Source organism: Dictyobacter kobayashii, assembly GCF_003967555.1.
Lineage (GTDB): Bacteria > Chloroflexota > Ktedonobacteria > Ktedonobacterales > Ktedonobacteraceae > Dictyobacter > Dictyobacter kobayashii.
Map to the genome: position 1 here is coordinate 1,966,297 of NZ_BIFS01000001.1, position 17,554 is coordinate 1,983,850.

A 17,554-nucleotide genomic window follows, 5' to 3' on the forward strand; every position below is an offset into this window, starting at 1 on the left:
AATGATAGAGCAAGAGGCCCGCTTGAACTTTTATTGTGTTCAAGCGGGCCTCTTGCTCTATCATTACTGCGATCAGGCAACGCCATCAAGGAGAAGGCGTGGGTGTACTAGCAGCTATTGCGTTAATACTCAAATTGACAACATTTCCAGTCACAGCAACCGAACTGCTGCCCGAATATAACACCTGGGCGATGTCTGTTCCGTTGGCAACCACTGTGTATGTACCAATTGGCACGTTGGAGAAGGTCGCAACGCCATTAACATCAGCCGTCTGACTGGCAATAATTTTACCAGTCGAATCTGAGAGTGAAACCAGGGCACCGGCCAATGGCACCGGCGATGCACAATCAGAAGTCGCACATGAGTTTACTGTTACACTGACAGTAGTTCCAGTTACTGTCAGCGTTACCGGTATTTGTGGTTGACCAACAACTGCGGAGCCGCCATTACCGCTAGGAGATACCGTAATAATACCATTATAGGTACCAATATTTAAACCGCTCGCATCAATATTCACACCCACTGCGCTACCCTGCCCATTATCGCTTCCCGAAGCAGAGGTTAAATTAATCCAGCTGCTGTTAGCCGTAGCAGTCCATGATACAGGTAGGACACAGTTACCGGACAGACTCAAAGGAATGCTCTGTGCGGTACCTGTCTGGCCCTGGTTAGCTGAGAAAGTAAGACCGGGCGAGGTAGCCTGAATAGTACAGGGCTTTTGGATCGCGAACGCTACTGACAACGTTTGAGGGCTACCAGGAACAGTATGCCCGCTGCTATCTGTCGCGCTAATAGCGACAGATTCATTATAATTTCCTGCCAGCAAACCTGCATTAGTAGGATTGATCACTACCGTTGCTGACTGAGAACTGGTCGTAAACTGTCCATTATCAGGTGAAAGCTTCAACCATGAGGCCGCTGCACTATGATCGATCTTCCAGGTCAATGGCCAGTTGCAATTACCAGAAGCAGTAAAAGTGAATTGCTGTGGCGCAGGATCGGCGCTACCCTGGACTGAATTGAAGGCCAGTGAGGTCGCCGAAGGGAAAGTTAAAGTACAGGGTGCAAAAACGGTAAAGGTTACACCAATAGTCTGGGGGCTACCACTGGCTGGATTACCATTGGAATCCACACCACTAAGAGCGATCTGTCCCGTATAGCTTCCAGGCGTCAGGTTACTGGCATCCACATTTACCATCAAACTACTGGTCTGACCAGCAGGAATAATAGTGGGGGTCTGCACTACACTTAGCCACGTCGAGAGTGGTTTAGGTGTTACAGCCAGGGTCAATGCGCTTTGCCCGGTATTCGCGATAGCGATGCTCTGGCCAGGTGGATTACTCTGTCCCTTTGTAACACTAAAGTTCAAATTCAAAGGTGATGCCCCCATAATTGGGGCCGATGGCGGCGGCGGTGGCTGCACAATCAACTGAACGGCGACCGTCTGCGTACTTTGAGCCATAGTGACAGTAATCGTTCCGTTGTAGGTCCCCGGTGCCATACCGGCGGTATTAGTAGTAATGGTAGTAGATGCGGTAGCAGCATTCATCAATTGACCACTGGTAGGCGTGATAGTTAACCAGTGCACTGTAGATGAAACACTCCAATTTGTATTATCATTGCAACTGGCATTCCCCATCATGTTCAACACTTGATTATTAGTGCCATCCTGACCAGCCACGGTGGTAAAGAACAAATTACCAGTACTGAGTAACAAACTACAGCGAGGCGACACTGTCAATGAGATCCCTACGGTCTGTGGGCTATTCAAAGCTTTTGTAGCCGTGAACTTTAATGAACTAGTGTAAGTACCAGGCAACAAAGCCAGGCTATGAACATTGATGTTTACTGCTTCCGTTGACCCTGGAAGCACTGTGCCAGAGTTGGCACTTACATTCACCCAATTGTTGGTGGATTTGATTAAACTACTTACATATGAATTAGTATCAGATTGTAGCGCAGGTAACTGACCATCCAGAGACCAATGCAATGGCTGTTTACCAGGATTTGAGATAACCAGGGATTGGGAGGGTGGATTTGACATACCATCAGTAGCAGTAAAGGTCATTACAGGAGGAGCGACACTCAAGACCGCCCCTGCGTTGGCAGGAATTGCCAATACCTTCATATGGACCGTTATATCTTGTGGCGCACTCACATTGGAGGATAATGTGATTTTCCCGTCATATTCTCCTGGCTTTAATTTTGTACGATCGGCAGCGACTTGAATGCTTTCACGATCACTAAACATGCCATGATTTGGTGTAAACTGCAACCACGAGGAACTACTGCTGGCGGACCAACTGATGACACCTCCACCAGCATTAATTAAATGGATGGTCCTTAAAGTGCTTCCACCTTGCAAGGATGAACCAAGATCAATATCTGTGGCATCCAATTGTAAATGAGCGGGACGTGTTGGACCAATGCCAATCGATAACATTGCACTCGCGGTATAACGTGTGTTAATGTCTTCAGCCTCTATGGTATGCGATCCAGTCTCCCAATCTTCATCGATCGACATAACGACATCTTTTGTTCCCTCTGGACCAATATGAATAATATCGCCCTGGCGAACCAGTGTCACATGTTCTTGAAGATCATGCGACATTACAACTAATGCGGAGGGAGGGAAATCTTTAAGATGAACAGTGACAAGGTCACCCTGATTAGCAAAACGCGTAGAAAGCGTCATGGTGGGTGGCGATCCAGCGAACGAAGGCGTTCCATGCTCTAAAAAAGTTACCAGGACGGCATCCACAGCCAGAGCCACAATAGCTATCGAACACATGACGATAAATAAAATACGTATCCATTTGCGCGGCGATTGCTGAACACCCTGCCAGAATAACTCCATTCGATAGCCTAGAGCACGGAAGCGGTCGGTTCTTTCTATCTGCTTGATCTGGGTACTCGAAGGGAAACGCCGTGAAAGCAATGGATCAGTGTGATCGATCCATTCATCTTTCTCTTCGTCGATTTCCGCTGTATGTAACCATGGCCAGAGGTCGGGCAGATGCTCATCCAGTGCATTGCGCATATGTTCTGTACTGAAAGCGGTTGCCGGTAAAGGGGTGCTCTCGCGGCGAATGTCCGCCGAGATATCGCGCAATGGCGATAACCGCGATGCTCGTGGTGCTCTGCCACCCTGCGCAGGCTCACCATCTACCTCTGCAATCATTCTGGCAGCATCATTCAACATATGCAACGATTGGTCCGCTGCAGCCGAATATTCAGCCGCATTTGCCCACTCTTGCTCATCTTGAGCAGGGATATCAGGTTCCGGGTAAAAAGCACTCATCGGAACGGTAGCGGCAGAAGAAAGCGACGCCATATCAGTCGACAATAGATCCGCTTCTGGCGCAAATGACTCGGCTGGCAGGAATGAATGAGAAGGTTTCGCGCCGCTGGCCTCCTCATTGATGGGCTCAAAATAAAAGGGCTCCTCCATCTGAGCAGGTGTCGAAGCAGAAATCCTGGCATCGGGCCCCATGGATATATCATTTTGCTTCAGTGCCATCTGCTCAGATGGAGGAGATACGTAATAATTTGCAATTGTCTCTCCGCTTTTCGCTTTCAGCTCGTCCTGTCGACCAGGTCGTTGTAATTGTAAGCGACACTGCTCACATAAGATTGCAGAAACACTACATGGCTGATTACAACGCAAACATTGATTCATGCTTTTTGCTCTTCTGGTGATAAAATATAAGAAAACATACCCAATACATGCCAATTCTTCACTTTATTAAAGCGGACAAATGTCTATTGGCACGCACATCCCTCCACTTGACAGTTAAAAGACGCTGGTTTAATCATTGTAAGTAACTCACAATGATTAAACGTTGGCAATTGACAATTGTCACTTGAAACAGCAAAAATAGGCATTTTGAGTTCCAATCTTTCCAACGTAGAAACTCTCTGGCCTTCAGAAGGGCACAGAGCAGGAGATAAAACGGCCGCACAGAATATTAACATAAAAATATGAAAGATATATAGTACGTGTCTACACTATAGAATGTATGCATACTTTTTTCAACTGTGTAAGCACGCTACCAGTTTTTATTAGCCAAAAAGATTAATATAATGCGTTTCTTATTACATTAAATAACATTGCGTTTTAACATTTTACGCGCAATAGAAATATCAATGGTAGCTCTCCGTCCTTCCCCGGAAGGACGGAGAGGGTGAAATTCCTCCTGTTGTACACATGTGGCATGATCTAGCGCAGGATAGCGCCAAAATCTTCATTTAACAGGCGAATGATGCGTTCCTGCAATTCGTTTGCTTCAGCATCTTTCAGGGTTCGATTCTGTGCCTGGTAGACCAGTGTATAGGTCAGATTCTTTTTCCCGGCTGGAATGGGATCGCCAGTATAAACATCGAAGAGATCGACCGAACGCAATAGCTCACCGCCATGACGTACAATATCTCTCTTAATATCCTGGGCCGCGATATGCTGATCCACTACCAGCGCCAGGTCACGCGTCAACTCTTGATGGCGTGAAATTGGCTGATACACAATCTCGCTAGGCACTGCCGCATAGAGAGCTTCTAGATCAAACTCGGCAAGATAAGCACGCAGAGGAAGATCATAGCGCTGCTGCACAAGTGGATGGACCTCACCTAAGACACCAACGGGACGGAAGACCTGGTCTCCACTTTCGGTAATATAGGCCAGTTCCAGCAAGGCACAGCGGCCTGGATGGAAGGTAGGATGCTGAGTAGGCGTGAAACGATAGCTCCTGATCTTCAGACCGGCCAACAAGGTCTCAGCGACACCTTTTACATCGTAGAAATCTGCTGGATGCGAGAGTTCTGGCAACCAGGAGTTCTCCGCCGGGCCAGATAAGGCAAAAGCAACCGTGCGACGCTCATCTGGCAATTGCGCTTTGTTGCCCGTGGGTAGATAACGGCGACCCACTTCAAAGAAGCGCAGGCCTGCTTTGTTATGTTTGCTATTCTCCTGAATGGTTTCCAGCAGATTACTCATCAAAGTCAAACGTAACGCTTCCAAGTCTGAACTGAGCGGATTCACAATGGTGACCGCCGGTAATGCATGAGGATCTAAAGTTGTCAGCGTCGTATTTACGTTGCTGGCAGCTATACGCGCCTCTTCCTGGGCGGCTGATCGATTTGGTGCCTGCAAGAGCACGCTGGCAGCATTCAAATCGGCCTGGGCCAGTAACTTTAGCATACGGGCACGACTGGTCAGGGTATAGGTCACAATTTCGTTCAGGCCAGCCCCAATCAGCAAGTTACGAATGGTCTGCTCACGCTCAAACCAGCGATCGATCGTCTGTTCGGGCAATGGACCATCGGGAATAGTGCTTGGAATATGCTCATAACCGATCAAGCGAATAACTTCTTCAACCAGGTCGGCGTTCTGGGTGACATCAGTACGATAGGTTGGAATGGTTACCAGCATATTTTTGCCATCTTCGAGGGCAGCCACGCTGAAATTCAAGGCGCTCAAGGCTTCAATTACTTCGCCTTGCGTTACTTTCATTGAGGTCAACCACTCTACATCATCGGTCGAGAATTCCAATGTGCGCGGCTGTACAGGGCGTGGATAGACATCAACAATCCCCGGATGCACATGACCACCCGCAAGTTCCGTCAACAATTGCATGGCACGATTCGCCCCCTCAAGCGCCAGTTCGGGGTCCAGCCCCTTCTCAAAATGACTGGAGGCATCGGTACGTAAGCCCAACACGGTTGAGGTACGACGAACATTGCCAGCATGGAAATTGGCGGACTCCAACAGCACTGTTGTGGTCTTATCACTGACCTCGCTGGCGGCACCACCCATTACTCCGGCGATGGCGATTGGGCCAGTGGGATCAGTGATCAGCAACATGTCGGGGGTTAACTTACGTTTGACTCCGTCCAGTGTGGTCAGTTCTTCCCCTTCATGTGCGCGGCGCACGATGATATGCTGTTCCGGCACCAGGTCATAATCAAAGCTATGCAGTGGCTGGCCATATTCTAACAATACATAGTTTGTAATATCCACGACGTTGCTGATTGGTCGCAGGCCTGCGGCCAGCAAGCGACGAGCCATCCAATTGGGTGATGGGGCAACCTTTATATCGCTTACAACACGCGCCGTATAGCGCGGGCACAGCTCTGTATCCTCAACTGTTACCTTAACCATCTCAGTAGCTGGCGTACCTTGCTCCTGGAAACGAGGCTCAGGCAAGCGTAGCGGCTTCTTCGTCAGGGCAGCCACTTCACGGGCAATCCCAATAATCGAGGAAAGATCACCACGATGGGCCTTAATAGAAAAATCCAGCACAACCTCGCCCAGCAGATCCACCAACGGCTGTCCCAGGGCGGTATCTGGTTCCAGAATATAGATGCCAGAATGGTCATTTCCCATCCCTAATTCACGCGGCGAACACAGCATGCCCTGCGAGACATAGCCAAATTTACGCGTCTCGCTGATGGTAATATCTCCAACCTGAGCACCAGGCAAGGCCAGCGGCACCTTGTCACCCAGGCGAATATTGGGCGCGCCACAGATAACATTTATCTGGCTGGTGCCTGTATTAATTTTTGTATAATTGAGGTGATCAGATCCCTCTACTTTTTCCAGGTGATCGATCTGGGCGGTAATAATTTTATCGCCCCAACTCTGACCAATATATTCAATCGCCTCAACCTCTAAACCAGCCATTGTCAGGGTATGGGCCAGTTCTTCAGGTGACTGCGTAATCTCAACGTACTCCTTGAGCCAGCTTAAAGGAACTCTCATAGCGTCTTCTCCTTCTTAAAATCGCCGTCTATACTCCACGCCCGCTACTACAATTGGCGTAAGAAGCGCAGATCATTGCCGGAGAAGAGACGTATTTCTCCGATACCATACTTCAACATTGCGATACGTTCAACACCCATACCGAAAGCAAACCCACGATATTTCTTGGGATCGTAGCCCACATTGCGTAATACATTGGGATGGACCATACCTGAACCCAGCACTTCGAGCCAACCGCTATATTTACAGGAGCGGCAGCCTTTTCCATTGCACAATCCACAGCTAATATCCACCTCAGCACTTGGCTCGGTGAAAGGGAAGTAGCTGCCTCTGAAGCGTAGACGTCGCTCTGGACCGAACATTTCGTGGGCGAAACGTTCCAGGCAGCCCTTCAAATCTGCCATGGTGCACACTTCGTCGATGAGCAGACCCTCAATTTGATGGAACATCGCCTCATGGGTGGCATCGATATCTTCATTGCGGTACACTTTGCCAGGGACCACGACCCGCACGGGGGGCTGATATTGCTCCATAGTTCGAATCTGCATCGGAGAGGTCTGCGTACGCAATAACACCTCACCAGGAGCAACCCAGAAGGTATCCTGCATATCACGTGCGGGATGATCGGTGGGAATATTGAGCGCCTGGAAATTATGATAATCGGTCTCTACTTCCAGACCTTGTAGCACACTGAAACCCATCCTTACAAAGATATCAGTCACTTCTTGAATCGTGCGCGAAATGGGATGCATTGTGCCAACCGGCAAGGCGCGACCCGGCAACGTCACATCAATGCGCTCCTTTTCCAGGGCCAGCATCAATTCCCGCTGCTCTAATTCCTCACGCTTCTCTTTCAGACTACGCTCTAACTCCGACTTCACCGCATTAATCTTCTGACCTACAACGGGACGCTCTTCTTTAGAGAGTTTTGGCATGACCGAAGAGAAATTCTTCAGTTCGCCACGATTACGTCCAAGATAGCGTGTATCCCAATCATCTAGCTCAGCAGATGTGTTGATCGGCTCCAGTTCCTCGATAGCCCGCACCCGCAGCATATCAAGTTGTCCGAGCAACTGTTCGAGTTGTCCAATCATACAACCTCCCAAAAAATCAAAAAACCGACATTCGTCAACAGGGACGAAGTTGTCGGCGTAGCAAGCTCCGTGGTACCACCCGTATTGAATGATGAGTTCATAGTCTGACGCATCTAAAACATATAGATGCAGAGCAAATACAGCATGACCCAGCATTCCACTCGGTTTGTCCAATAACGGTGACTATCCGGGGCTGTCTACTTTACATTAGTGTTCAACAGCCAGCTCTGGGGTGAACTTCAGCAAATCAACACGCAAAAGGGCTTACAGTCGGTGGCCCTCTCTCCCTGAGCGCATCTAGACGCTTACTCTCCCCATCATCGCTTTTCACTGCCTATTGCAGTACATTTTTTCTACCATCTAGGATACCAGATTGGAGCACAAAAGTCTAGCGTAAGAATTCCACAACCTCATGCGATAAGGCGAGTTAACTATATTAACGGTGTATGACTGTCTGCGTTGCACAGTCATACACCGTTAATATAGTTGGCACTCAAAGCGCTGGCTGATTACTGCATAACGGCAGCAATCAGCGAAGATCTAAAAGTGCGCTCTCAACTTGAGGCGAGAGTGAGCGTGTGCGGGAACTGGTGGCTGCTTCACCTTCAATATCTTCGTTGGCACTGCTGCCAAAGGCATCGCCGGAGATATCGGAACTGTTAAGGTAGCTGTATCATTTGCCGGATTTGTATCTTCATCATAACTCAGGGTAGCGGTGCTGGTCAGAGCAGGAACTGCACTATCCAATAAGTCTCCAGAAATCTGTAGTATTACTGTGCTATCACCCGGATGTAAGAGGACTGTATTATTATTTGTCGTCACAATCTCTAGCGGGCTGGCCACTCCAATATAGGTAGTACTCCACTGTTGATCTGTAGTACTCACATCCTCTAAGCCTGCGGGAAGCACATAATCAATGCCAAGATCCCCTGGCTGGAGCTGCACATCTGTATCCGAAACATTAGTGACACTCAAATTAAAAGTTATAGAGTCTCCGGAGCTCAACGGCAATGAATTATCTAAAGTCAAATTCATCGCCAGATCAACCGCTGGTGTAGTAACAGGTTTTGTAGGATTTGCATTTTTGGCATGATGTGACTTTATTTTCATGATTCTTGCATTATAGCTTGTTGGAGCAGCAGCGTGCACATGGCATGAAAACAAAACACACTTGAAAGTTGGCTACCCAACAGGAAAATAAGCAGCAATATGGCTCTTACCAGAAACGTGAATACTTCTGGTGGCTCTTCGCACATTCAATTTTTGCATTAAGGAACTCCTTTATTAATCAAACATAGAAAGTAAAATGTCGAAGAGTAAATACAGTGCTTGTATGGTAATTTGCATTTTTGGCATGATGTGACTTTATTTTCATGATTCTTGCATATACGCTGTTGTGAAGCAGCAGCACGTGCATTATAGCTTGAGCCATGAATCATACAAAACACACTTGAAAGTTGGCTACCCAACAGGAAAATAAGCAGCAATATGGCTCTTACCCAGAAACGTGAATACTTCTGGTGGCTCTTCGCCACATTCAATTTTTGCATTAAGGAACTCCTTTATGTAATCACAAACATAGGAGAGAGTAAAAGATGTGCGAAGAGTAAATAACAACCCAACCCATGAAAATCTTCTTTTCTACCTTCTCCTCCACATAACACCTAATTACAGTATACACATCACATATTAACAATTATTTTGCATTTTTCACATAATAGATGTTTCCTGAACAGATAGCATTTTATAAGCGCATGTATTCTTTAATACAATTAAGCGCCAAATGATTTTTAACACAATAAATGCTACAGATATAGAATAGAATGGCCTCCTATTTAAGGGAACCTGACACAAAAAATCATAGTGTGCAAAGGTATTGCAAGCACCAGAAATCAGGAAAAGGAGGGGAAGTGAGCGGCTATACCTGATAAAACACCGCAAAGATCTGCTAAATTGGGGGAAATAACAAAAAAATCCACCAAAATCGCTTGACTTGAATTTTTTTTTCTGCTATACTTGTGCCTGTTCCAATGAGAACAGCGGGGTGTAGCGCAGCCCGGTAGCGCACTACAATGGGGTTGTAGTGGTCGGAGGTTCAAATCCTCTCACCCCGACTAGAGCCAAGGTCTGAAACGTCTTCTTAAAGAAGCTTCAGACCTTGTTTTTTTTGCTTTTTCCAAGCTAAACCCAACCTGATCAAACCACGTATGCCGACTAATTGATTTTTAAATAATATACCACTAAAAATGTTTCATAGATTGAGAGGTTCTATCTAAAGTAATGGTCATATCAAAAAAACATCAGGATAGTTTTTTCCTGGCGGTGATCAGGGTAGCACCGGGGGTTAACAGGCGGTGCTGGTGTACCTGTTCCATGCCACATGAGAGCAGCCAGTCTTTAACTTCTGGAAAGGGATAGCAGGTGCCACCAACAACTTCCATAGTCATAGCCATCAGTTGTACCATGGTGTTGGCAAGCCGGGAGTAGGGCGTCTGGTTGGTGACCTGGTCAACAAAAAAGATTTGTCCACCTGGCTTAAGGGTCGCCACTACTTTGGCTAGCAGGGCACGATTCTGCTCGGGCTGCAAAAGATGGGCGATCTGAAAGTAAAGCGCGGCATCAAAGGTAGCGGGAAACGTTTGCTCAAAGGCGTCACGCACAATGTCAGTACAGACAAAATGGATCCGTTTGGACAAGCCTTGCCGTTCCACGTTTTGCAAGCCGGCTTCAATACCAGGTTGAATATCTAGTATCGTGGCCTGAAGGCGTGAATATTTACGGCAGAGCATGGCGCTATAAGCGGCATGAGAGCCCCCGATATCCACCAGACTGCTGGCTCCAGCAGGCAACCGGATCTTGCGAATAACTTCTCCACCAAGCACGGTGGCTAACGCGGCCAGGCCCGCATAGTGACGTGCCAGTTGACGTTGCAATTCAGGATCGCTGGCATCTTCATCGTAAGGCATACGCAATGAGGGTTGGTGAGTTCGAATAGCAGCTGGTAAATGCTTCCAGATGTCGACAATGTCCGGGCTATGCACAATATATGGAGCAATAGAAGTGGGTGAGGATGTAAGCAGCCAGCGCCGTGTTACCCTGGTATTGCGATAGTGACCGCGATGCAGTTGAATATATCCAGCCGCCACCAGTACCTGAAGTAAAAGTACCAGCCCCTGCGGATGGCAGTCTAATTTCTCAGCCAGCGCGTCCAGCGTAAGGGGCTCATCCGCCAGGGTATCAAATAAGTTGAGCTCACAGGCAGTAATTAATACCTGCGCGATACCAGGCACAAGTGGTGTGTCAAACAAAGGTACAGGTATTAAATTTAAGCGTGACAGAATATGGTCCAGAGGTGATAAGCGTAATGGCATGCGTAGTACCTTTCATCAGGAACATTATCATCCATTCATTATTTACTAAGCCAGAAAGATTAAACCAGGAAGATGCTGGTCAGCCAGCCACTGGCCAGTAGCAGACAGGTACAGACCACCAACAAGAAATAATGCCGGTAGTTTAATGGACGCAAGCCACGATACGACCAGCCAAACAGCCAAACGACCAGCATGAAAACCAGTCCTAGCGTAGGCCAGATGATCCAGGCACGCATATTAACAACATTCATCACGGCAAAGATGATTACCAGCACCTCAGTAGCCAGGATAAGCAAAGGACAGGCCAGGCGGGTTCGTTGCTCTCCCAATACAACCGCCAGGGTACGTGCCTTGTTAGCCGCGTCTTCCGCGATATCAGGTAGCGAATTGGCAAGATTCAGAGCAATACCAAGCAGGGCAGCCACTGGAATCAAACATATGAGAGCAGGAGTGTAATGACCCACGCCCACAAAAGCATAGACGGGAATCAGGGCATCGCCAGCGCAAATACAATACCGCTCCATGGGGTTGATTTTAGTCCCAGGTTATAGCCTTGCCCCAATATAAGGTAGAGCACAGATAGCAACAAGGCCAACCTGTTGAGAGGCAATAGCAACAAGAACATAATGGCGATCCATGCCAATCCAAAGAATAACGCCTCACGAGGCGTTACCAGCCCACGCGCAATTGGTTTCTGACGCTTACTTATTATATCCAGTTGCCGATCACAATAGTCATTGAGGACAGCGATAGAACATTGCATAGCTACGTGGGCGCCAATAACCAGGAGTAATGTGCTCCAGATCAGATGGGCCAGGCAGCCAGCAGGGCAAAAATAGTGACAGCCAGGGTATGTAACAAAACCGGTCCAGGATGGCAGAGCCAAAAAAAGCCCAGCGCTCTGGCGCCAGGCTGTCGCTGTTTCTGAGTTTCTATGGTGCGCCCCCTTAATCTGCCAACTCCACCAACACCACGACTATCCAGCAACCCATCATACATTCCAAACAAAAATGGTAACGAGAGAGATTACCATACTGGCAAACGATCTATGACAGCTTTATACCATTGATCGCGCATATCCGACCCTGCCACCGCTAATGTAATCCAGATACCAAGCAGAGTTCCCAGTACCCACAAAAACAGCATCATGGTATCAGCATTAATGCTGACCAATGCATGCCATGAAGAAATCATAAATAAGGAGAGTGGATCGTGTCCATTCCCAATCGGCAATACCGCGCGCACTGACGGTTGATCCAACATAATGCCTAGCATTGTAATAGTTGCCAGGGCGATAGCAGTTAACATCTCGGATAAAGAAGGTCGGAAATTCGCAAATGAGCGCACTTCCTGCTCGTTTACCTTTACTTGCTGGGCGCTTACAGCCACGCGACGCATGATATTCATGGTCAAATCTTCTGGTTCGCGCACCAACTCTATTCGATTAAGAGCCTGACTTATTTCCTCAAGTAAGAAATATTCACGGCAACAGGTAGAGCAGGTTGAGAGATGCAACTCTAGAGCGCGGGTCTGCTCCAGATTCAGCTGCTTATCAACATACAACTGTAATTGACGGGTTGCTTTAGCACAATGCATGACTAACCTCTCGTTTTCCACTCTTGATCAAACGCCTCTAAACGCTCCTTCAGCAGATTCCTTGCCCGAAAGAGGTGCGTCTTTATTGTCCCGATAGCATAGTCAAAATCTCAGCCATTTCCTCGTAGGTCATTTCTTGTAAATGTCTTAACACTAAAACAACACGATACTTAGCTGGTAAAGTTGAAATATGTTCTCGTACAATAGCCTGTCTGTCATGCGCCTCTAACTCATCACCAATGCGCTCATCGCTATCTACAGCCTCCGCCTGCATAGCAACTTGTAACGCACTATCTCGTTTTCGTTGCTCTAATTGCTTTAAAGCGCAATTATAGGCAATACGATGCAACCATGTTGAGAAGCGTGCGTCTCCTCGGAAAGAGCGCAAACCCTGCCATGCAGCAAGAAAGGTCTCCTGTGTGACCTCATTTGCCTCATCGTATTGCTGTAACATTCGATACACGAGATTGAAGACACGGCGCTGATGACGCTGGACCAGAATAGCAAATGCATCCTGATCACCAGCCTGGCTCGCAACTACAAGCTCAGCATCATCCTGCTCAGCAGGTGCAGAAGCTATATTTGGAAGCGACATTCCAATACTATGTGGTGGCTGCAATAGATACTCACTCATCATGCTAGTTTAGAGAACAAATCAAATGGATATGTTTCATTAATTTGACGAAACATATATCTCGGTTAACCGTATCTTATCATACAGAAAGATATCTGCATAAAGAGGTAGCCCGAAATGTCATATAATGCCATCGTCCTTTTAATTGGCTGGCTAATAGCCCTGGCCATTTTCCTCGGATTTATTGTTTTATTGCGTTACATTCAACATCGTGAGCGTATGGCTATGATTAGCCGAGGACTCCATCCGAGGGAGACACGTCGACAACGCCGCAATAGAGGCATCCTACGAGCAGGCTTAATTACCATGATGGTTGGACTGACTCTGCTGGTTGGTCTATATCCTGTTGGTTTTCTGCTGCCCAGCAATCTGGCTGCGACCCCACTACATATTGGTCCCTGGTTATTACCAGGTCTGATCCCATTTGGGGTGGGACTGGCACTCACAGGAAGCTATTATCTAGAACAAAATTCACAAAGCGATACTGACGATGCTAAAGACGATGGCGATAAGCGGGAGATCCCAAAGTCATTCCTCTTAGCGAGCGTAAAGAAGGTCATCGAGACTGATACTGTGAGAAAGTTAGAGCCTGATAGTTGCGGTGAATAATGCGTATATACAACCCCTGCAAGGGAATTCTTTCATTATAAAAGCGCATCAGAAGACTCTGGAAGTATTTTTTTCCAATTCTCAGAAACTCGTATAAAAAAGCTTGACAGGAAAGCCGGTCAGTGTTATTATCTCTCTTGCGCCAGACAGTAAAGTCTGAGACGCATCCATAGCATATACAACTGCTTAAGAACATGAACAACTGAAGAGTGGTAAGGAAACAGAAAAACATAAGCCAGTCAATTGCTTTGATAAGCTTGTCATAAGATTGCATAGTAAATCTCTGCAGAGAGATTTGCATATATAAAATTTGGATGGCGAGTTTGATCCTGGCTCAGGATAAACGCTGGCGGCGTGCCTAACACATGCAAGTCGAACGCCCTGCGCAAGCAGGGAGTGGCGGACGGGTGAGGAACACGTGGGTTATCTACCCTTAGGTGAGGAATACCGGCGAGAAATCGCCGACAATACCGCATAGGCTCGGCAACGAGCAAAGCCCGCAAGGGCGCCTGAGGACGAGCCTGCGCTCGATTAGTTGGTTGGTGGGGTAATGGCCTACCAAGACTGCGATCGATAGCTGGTCTGAGAGGACGATCAGCCACACTGGGATTGAGAACGGCCCAGACTCCTACGGGGGGCAGCAGTGAGGAATTTTCGTCAATGGGGGCAACCCTGAACGAGCAACGCCGCGTGCAGGAAGAAGGTTTTCGGATCGTAAACTGCTTTTCTCTGGGACGAGAACGGACGGTACCAGAGGAATCAGCCCCGGCTAACTACGTGCCAGCAGCCGCGGTAATACGTAGGGGGCAAGCGTTGTCCGGATTTATTGGGCGTAAAGCGCACGCAGGCGGTCAGGTTAGTCTGTGGTGACAGTCGTCGGCTCAACCGACGAAGGACCATGGAAACTGTCTGACTTGAGGGCTTCAGAGGGACACGGAATTCCGGGTGGAGTGGTGAAATGCGTAGATATCCGGAGGAACACCGATGGCGAAGGCAGTGTCCTGGGAAGTACCTGACGCTCAGGTGCGAAAGCTAGGGAGCGAACAGGATTAGATACCCTGGTAGTCCTAGCCGTAAACGATGACCACTAGACGTTGGGGGTATCGACCCCTTCAGTGTCGTAGTTAACACAGTAAGTGGTCCGCCTGGGGAGTACGGTCGCAAGATTAAAACTCAAAGGAATTGACGGGACCCGCACAAGCAGCGGAGCGTGTGGTTTAATTCGATGCAACGCGAAGAACCTTACCAAGGCTTGACATGGATTTGCACCAGCCGTAACGGGCTGTCCCTTCGGGGCGGATCCACAGGTGCTGCATGGCTGTCGTCAGCTCGTGTCGTGAGATGTTGGGTTAAGTCCCGCAACGAGCGCAACCCCTGTCGTTAGTTGGATTTTTCTAGCGAAACTGCCGTTTTAAAACGGAGGAAGGCGGGGATGACGTCAAGTCAGCACGGCCCTTACGCTTTGGGCGACACACACGCTACAATGGTCAGGACAAAGAGTTGCGAACCCGCGAGGGGAGCTAATCTCGTCAAACCTGGCCTCAGTTCAGATTGGAGGCTGCAACCCGCCTCCATGAAGTTGGAGTTGCTAGTAACCGTAGGTCAGCACACTACGGTGAATACGTTCCCGGGTCTTGTACACACCGCCCGTCACACCACGAAAGTTGGCAACACTTGAAGCCGCTGGGCTAACTCGCAAGAGAGGCAAGCGTCGAGGGTGGGGTCAGTGATTGGGGTGAAGTCGTAACAAGGTAGCCGTACCGGAAGGTGCGGCTGGATCACCTCCTTTCTAGGGAGCTTTGATGAGGTCTTTCAATGAAAGACGTTTTATACTCATCCACCTCCTAGGTCGGTCTTACTTCACAGAGTAAGAGATCTAAACGAGCTTGTCAAAGATTGGCGTTTGACTGCTCCGCCTTACCACTCTTTAGTTGTTCAGGTTCAAACAGCCACTATGTAATGGAGACCCATATATACCGCATAAAGCGGGCTTTTAGCTCAGGTGGTTAGAGCGCAGTCCTGATAAGACTGAGGTCCCTGGTTCGAGTCCAGGAAGGCCCATATGGGGACGTAGCTTAGTTGGTAGAGCGCCGCCTTTGCACGGCGGAGGTCAGGAGTTCGAATCTCCTCGTCTCCACTTCGGATTTTCTCATCCGCTTGTTTATACACGCGGGTGGGATGGTGACATTAGCGGAAGGGAAACACCCGTTCCCATCCCGAACACGGAAGTTAAGCCTTCCAGCCCTGATGATACTGCGTGGGCAACTGCGTGGGAAAATAAGACGTCGCCATTCCACCCGCTTGTATAAATTATAAAAAAAGAGATGCGGGCTTTTAGCTCAGGTGGTTAGAGCGCAGTCCTGATAAGACTGAGGTCCCTGGTTCGAGTCCAGGAAGGCCCACTTTAATAAGACGGCATTTGCTTGTCTTATTTTTTCGCCCATAGCTATGGGCTTTTAGCTCAGGTGGTTAGAGCGCAGTCCTGATAAGACTGAGGTCCCTGGTTCGAGTCCAGGAAGGCCCACTTTTTTTGATAAGACAGCACAGTTGCTGTCTTATTTTTTTTGTGCTCCTACGGTGCTTGCTTGAAGTTTTATAGAGTATGGTGGGGAGGTGGCGATTGCCATCTCCCCACCATACTCTATTATGAAAAAGTTTACCCTCGAAACTATCGGGGCCGCGCAGTCGATTATGGATGAGGCGCAACCCTTCAAGAGGCAAATATTGGTTGACATATTGAATTTCGGGAATGATCGGTGCCATTTGTTGTGCCATCCCTCCATGGGCAATGATCTTAATTTCGCTCTCATGGATAACATCTGGTATCTCTTTGCTGATACGTGCGATGAGACCCTGGACAAGTCCGACATGGCCATAGATGATACCTGACTGCATATTCTCGATGGTATTTTTCCCCAACGCTGAACGCGGTGGGGTCATGTTGACCCGGTAGAGCTGTGAGGCAGAGCTACTTAGAGCTTCAGCCGAGATAGAGAGGCCAGGGGCGATGGCACCACCAAGAAAATCTCCTTCAGCGGAAACGACATCAAAGGTGGTAGCGGTACTGAAGGCAATGACGATGGCAGGTCCTCCATAGAGATGATGGGCCGCGATGATAGTCATAATACGATCTGATCCAACTTCCCATGGATTATCTACCAGGAGCTTAATTCCCAGATCCAGGGTGTGGTTGACCACCAGCGCTTCAAGGTTACAGTAACGCGTTGCCAGATCTTCAAATACTGGCGTTAAGGGAGGAACGACGCTGGAGATGATAATGTCATCGATATCGGTTAAGATGTAACCAACATGACGCAATAGATCACTGAGGACCATTGCATACTCATCAGTTGTCCGTTGCCTGACAGTAGATACAACCCAGCGATGCTTCATTACATCGTGATCATATAGGCCAAACTTGATATTTGTATTGCTGATATCAAGTGCAAGTAGCATATATAAGCCCCTTCTATGCTCAAAAGTTTGATACATAAAT

General features: G+C 48.1%; 8 protein-coding genes, 5 tRNA genes, 2 rRNA genes and 2 pseudogenes. 8 read left to right on the forward strand and 9 right to left on the reverse strand.

Annotated elements, in window-relative coordinates; all coding sequences use genetic code 11:
• Positions 1 to 85: 85 nt before the first annotated feature.
• The 4 genes from EL645_RS08630 to EL645_RS08645 all read right to left on the reverse strand — a co-directional run bounded on the left by EL645_RS08630 (position 86) and on the right by EL645_RS08645 (position 8,958).
• Positions 86 to 3,679 carry a BACON domain-containing protein gene (locus tag EL645_RS08630; protein ID WP_126549646.1) on the reverse strand — a complete coding sequence of 1,198 codons (3,594 nt, stop codon included), beginning with the start codon at positions 3,677 to 3,679 and terminating at the stop codon, positions 86 to 88.
• A gap of 540 nt (positions 3,680 to 4,219) precedes the next feature.
• Positions 4,220 to 6,754 (reverse strand): phenylalanine--tRNA ligase subunit beta, encoded by a 2,535-nt coding sequence (pheT, locus tag EL645_RS08635; RefSeq protein ID WP_126549647.1) that lies wholly within the window; start codon positions 6,752 to 6,754, stop codon positions 4,220 to 4,222.
• A gap of 47 nt (positions 6,755 to 6,801) precedes the next feature.
• The gene (gene pheS / locus EL645_RS08640) at positions 6,802 to 7,848 is read right to left on the reverse strand and encodes a phenylalanine--tRNA ligase subunit alpha (RefSeq protein ID WP_126549648.1); all 1,047 of its coding nucleotides are present in this window, start codon (positions 7,846 to 7,848) and stop codon (positions 6,802 to 6,804) included.
• A gap of 540 nt (positions 7,849 to 8,388) precedes the next feature.
• A complete protein-coding gene (locus tag EL645_RS08645; RefSeq protein WP_126549649.1) occupies positions 8,389 to 8,958 on the reverse strand; it encodes a DUF11 domain-containing protein in 570 nt (189 codons plus the stop codon).
• 930 nt (positions 8,959 to 9,888) lie between these two features.
• On the opposite strand from EL645_RS08645, the gene EL645_RS08650 reads away from it, so the two are divergent.
• Positions 9,889 to 9,962, forward strand: a tRNA-Pro gene (locus EL645_RS08650).
• A 186-nt stretch (positions 9,963 to 10,148) separates the two neighbouring features.
• Here EL645_RS08650 and EL645_RS08655 read toward each other — a convergent pair.
• From EL645_RS08655 to EL645_RS08675, 4 genes and pseudogenes are all read right to left on the reverse strand, one after another.
• Positions 10,149 to 11,219, reverse strand: coding sequence for a class I SAM-dependent methyltransferase (locus tag EL645_RS08655; protein WP_126549650.1), 1,071 nt, complete (start codon positions 11,217 to 11,219; stop codon positions 10,149 to 10,151).
• A gap of 59 nt (positions 11,220 to 11,278) precedes the next feature.
• Positions 11,279 to 11,982: pseudogene (locus EL645_RS08660) on the reverse strand (UbiA family prenyltransferase).
• A 263-nt stretch (positions 11,983 to 12,245) separates the two neighbouring features.
• The gene (locus EL645_RS08670; RefSeq protein ID WP_126549653.1) at positions 12,246 to 12,815 is read right to left on the reverse strand and encodes an anti-sigma factor family protein; all 570 of its coding nucleotides are present in this window, start codon (positions 12,813 to 12,815) and stop codon (positions 12,246 to 12,248) included.
• An 82-nt stretch (positions 12,816 to 12,897) separates the two neighbouring features.
• Entirely contained in the window at positions 12,898 to 13,434 is a 537-nt protein-coding gene (locus tag EL645_RS08675) for an RNA polymerase sigma factor (RefSeq protein WP_161977234.1), read from the reverse strand.
• A gap of 132 nt (positions 13,435 to 13,566) precedes the next feature.
• Here EL645_RS08675 and EL645_RS08680 point away from each other — a divergent pair, with 132 nt between their 5' ends.
• The 7 genes from EL645_RS08680 to EL645_RS08710 all read left to right on the forward strand — a co-directional run bounded on the left by EL645_RS08680 (position 13,567) and on the right by EL645_RS08710 (position 16,582).
• Entirely contained in the window at positions 13,567 to 14,058 is a 492-nt protein-coding gene (locus EL645_RS08680) for a DUF6249 domain-containing protein (protein ID WP_126549655.1), read from the forward strand.
• Positions 14,059 to 14,369: 311 nt separating this feature from the next.
• Positions 14,370 to 15,847, forward strand: a 16S ribosomal RNA gene (locus EL645_RS08685).
• Between the two features lie 198 nt (positions 15,848 to 16,045).
• A tRNA-Ile gene (locus EL645_RS08690) sits at positions 16,046 to 16,119 on the forward strand.
• A 3-nt stretch (positions 16,120 to 16,122) separates the two neighbouring features.
• A tRNA-Ala gene (locus tag EL645_RS08695) sits at positions 16,123 to 16,195 on the forward strand.
• Positions 16,196 to 16,235: 40 nt separating this feature from the next.
• Positions 16,236 to 16,352 (forward strand): 5S ribosomal RNA (gene rrf, locus EL645_RS08700).
• A gap of 34 nt (positions 16,353 to 16,386) precedes the next feature.
• Positions 16,387 to 16,460 (forward strand) — tRNA-Ile (locus EL645_RS08705).
• A 48-nt stretch (positions 16,461 to 16,508) separates the two neighbouring features.
• Positions 16,509 to 16,582 (forward strand) — tRNA-Ile (locus EL645_RS08710).
• Between the two features lie 221 nt (positions 16,583 to 16,803).
• Here the strand turns inward: EL645_RS08710 and EL645_RS45315 are convergent.
• Positions 16,804 to 17,550, reverse strand: a pseudogene (locus tag EL645_RS45315) (type III pantothenate kinase); the annotation flags it as partial.
• Between the last annotated feature and the right edge of the window lie 4 nt (positions 17,551 to 17,554).

What these genes read in the sequence shown, in the direction of transcription:
- EL645_RS08630 (WP_126549646.1), bottom strand. Translation starts at nt 3,679, where the DNA reads ATGAATCAATGTTTGCGTTGTAATCAGCCATGTAGTGTTTCTGCAATC.
- pheT (WP_126549647.1), bottom strand. Translation starts at nt 6,754, where the DNA reads ATGAGAGTTCCTTTAAGCTGGCTCAAGGAGTACGTTGAGATTACGCAG.
- pheS (WP_126549648.1), bottom strand. Translation starts at nt 7,848, where the DNA reads ATGATTGGACAACTCGAACAGTTGCTCGGACAACTTGATATGCTGCGG.
- EL645_RS08645 (WP_126549649.1), bottom strand. Translation starts at nt 8,958, where the DNA reads ATGAAAATAAAGTCACATCATGCCAAAAATGCAAATCCTACAAAACCT.
- EL645_RS08655 (WP_126549650.1), bottom strand. Translation starts at nt 11,219, where the DNA reads ATGCCATTACGCTTATCACCTCTGGACCATATTCTGTCACGCTTAAAT.
- EL645_RS08670 (WP_126549653.1), bottom strand. Translation starts at nt 12,815, where the DNA reads ATGCATTGTGCTAAAGCAACCCGTCAATTACAGTTGTATGTTGATAAG.
- EL645_RS08680 (WP_126549655.1), top strand. Translation starts at nt 13,567, where the DNA reads ATGTCATATAATGCCATCGTCCTTTTAATTGGCTGGCTAATAGCCCTG.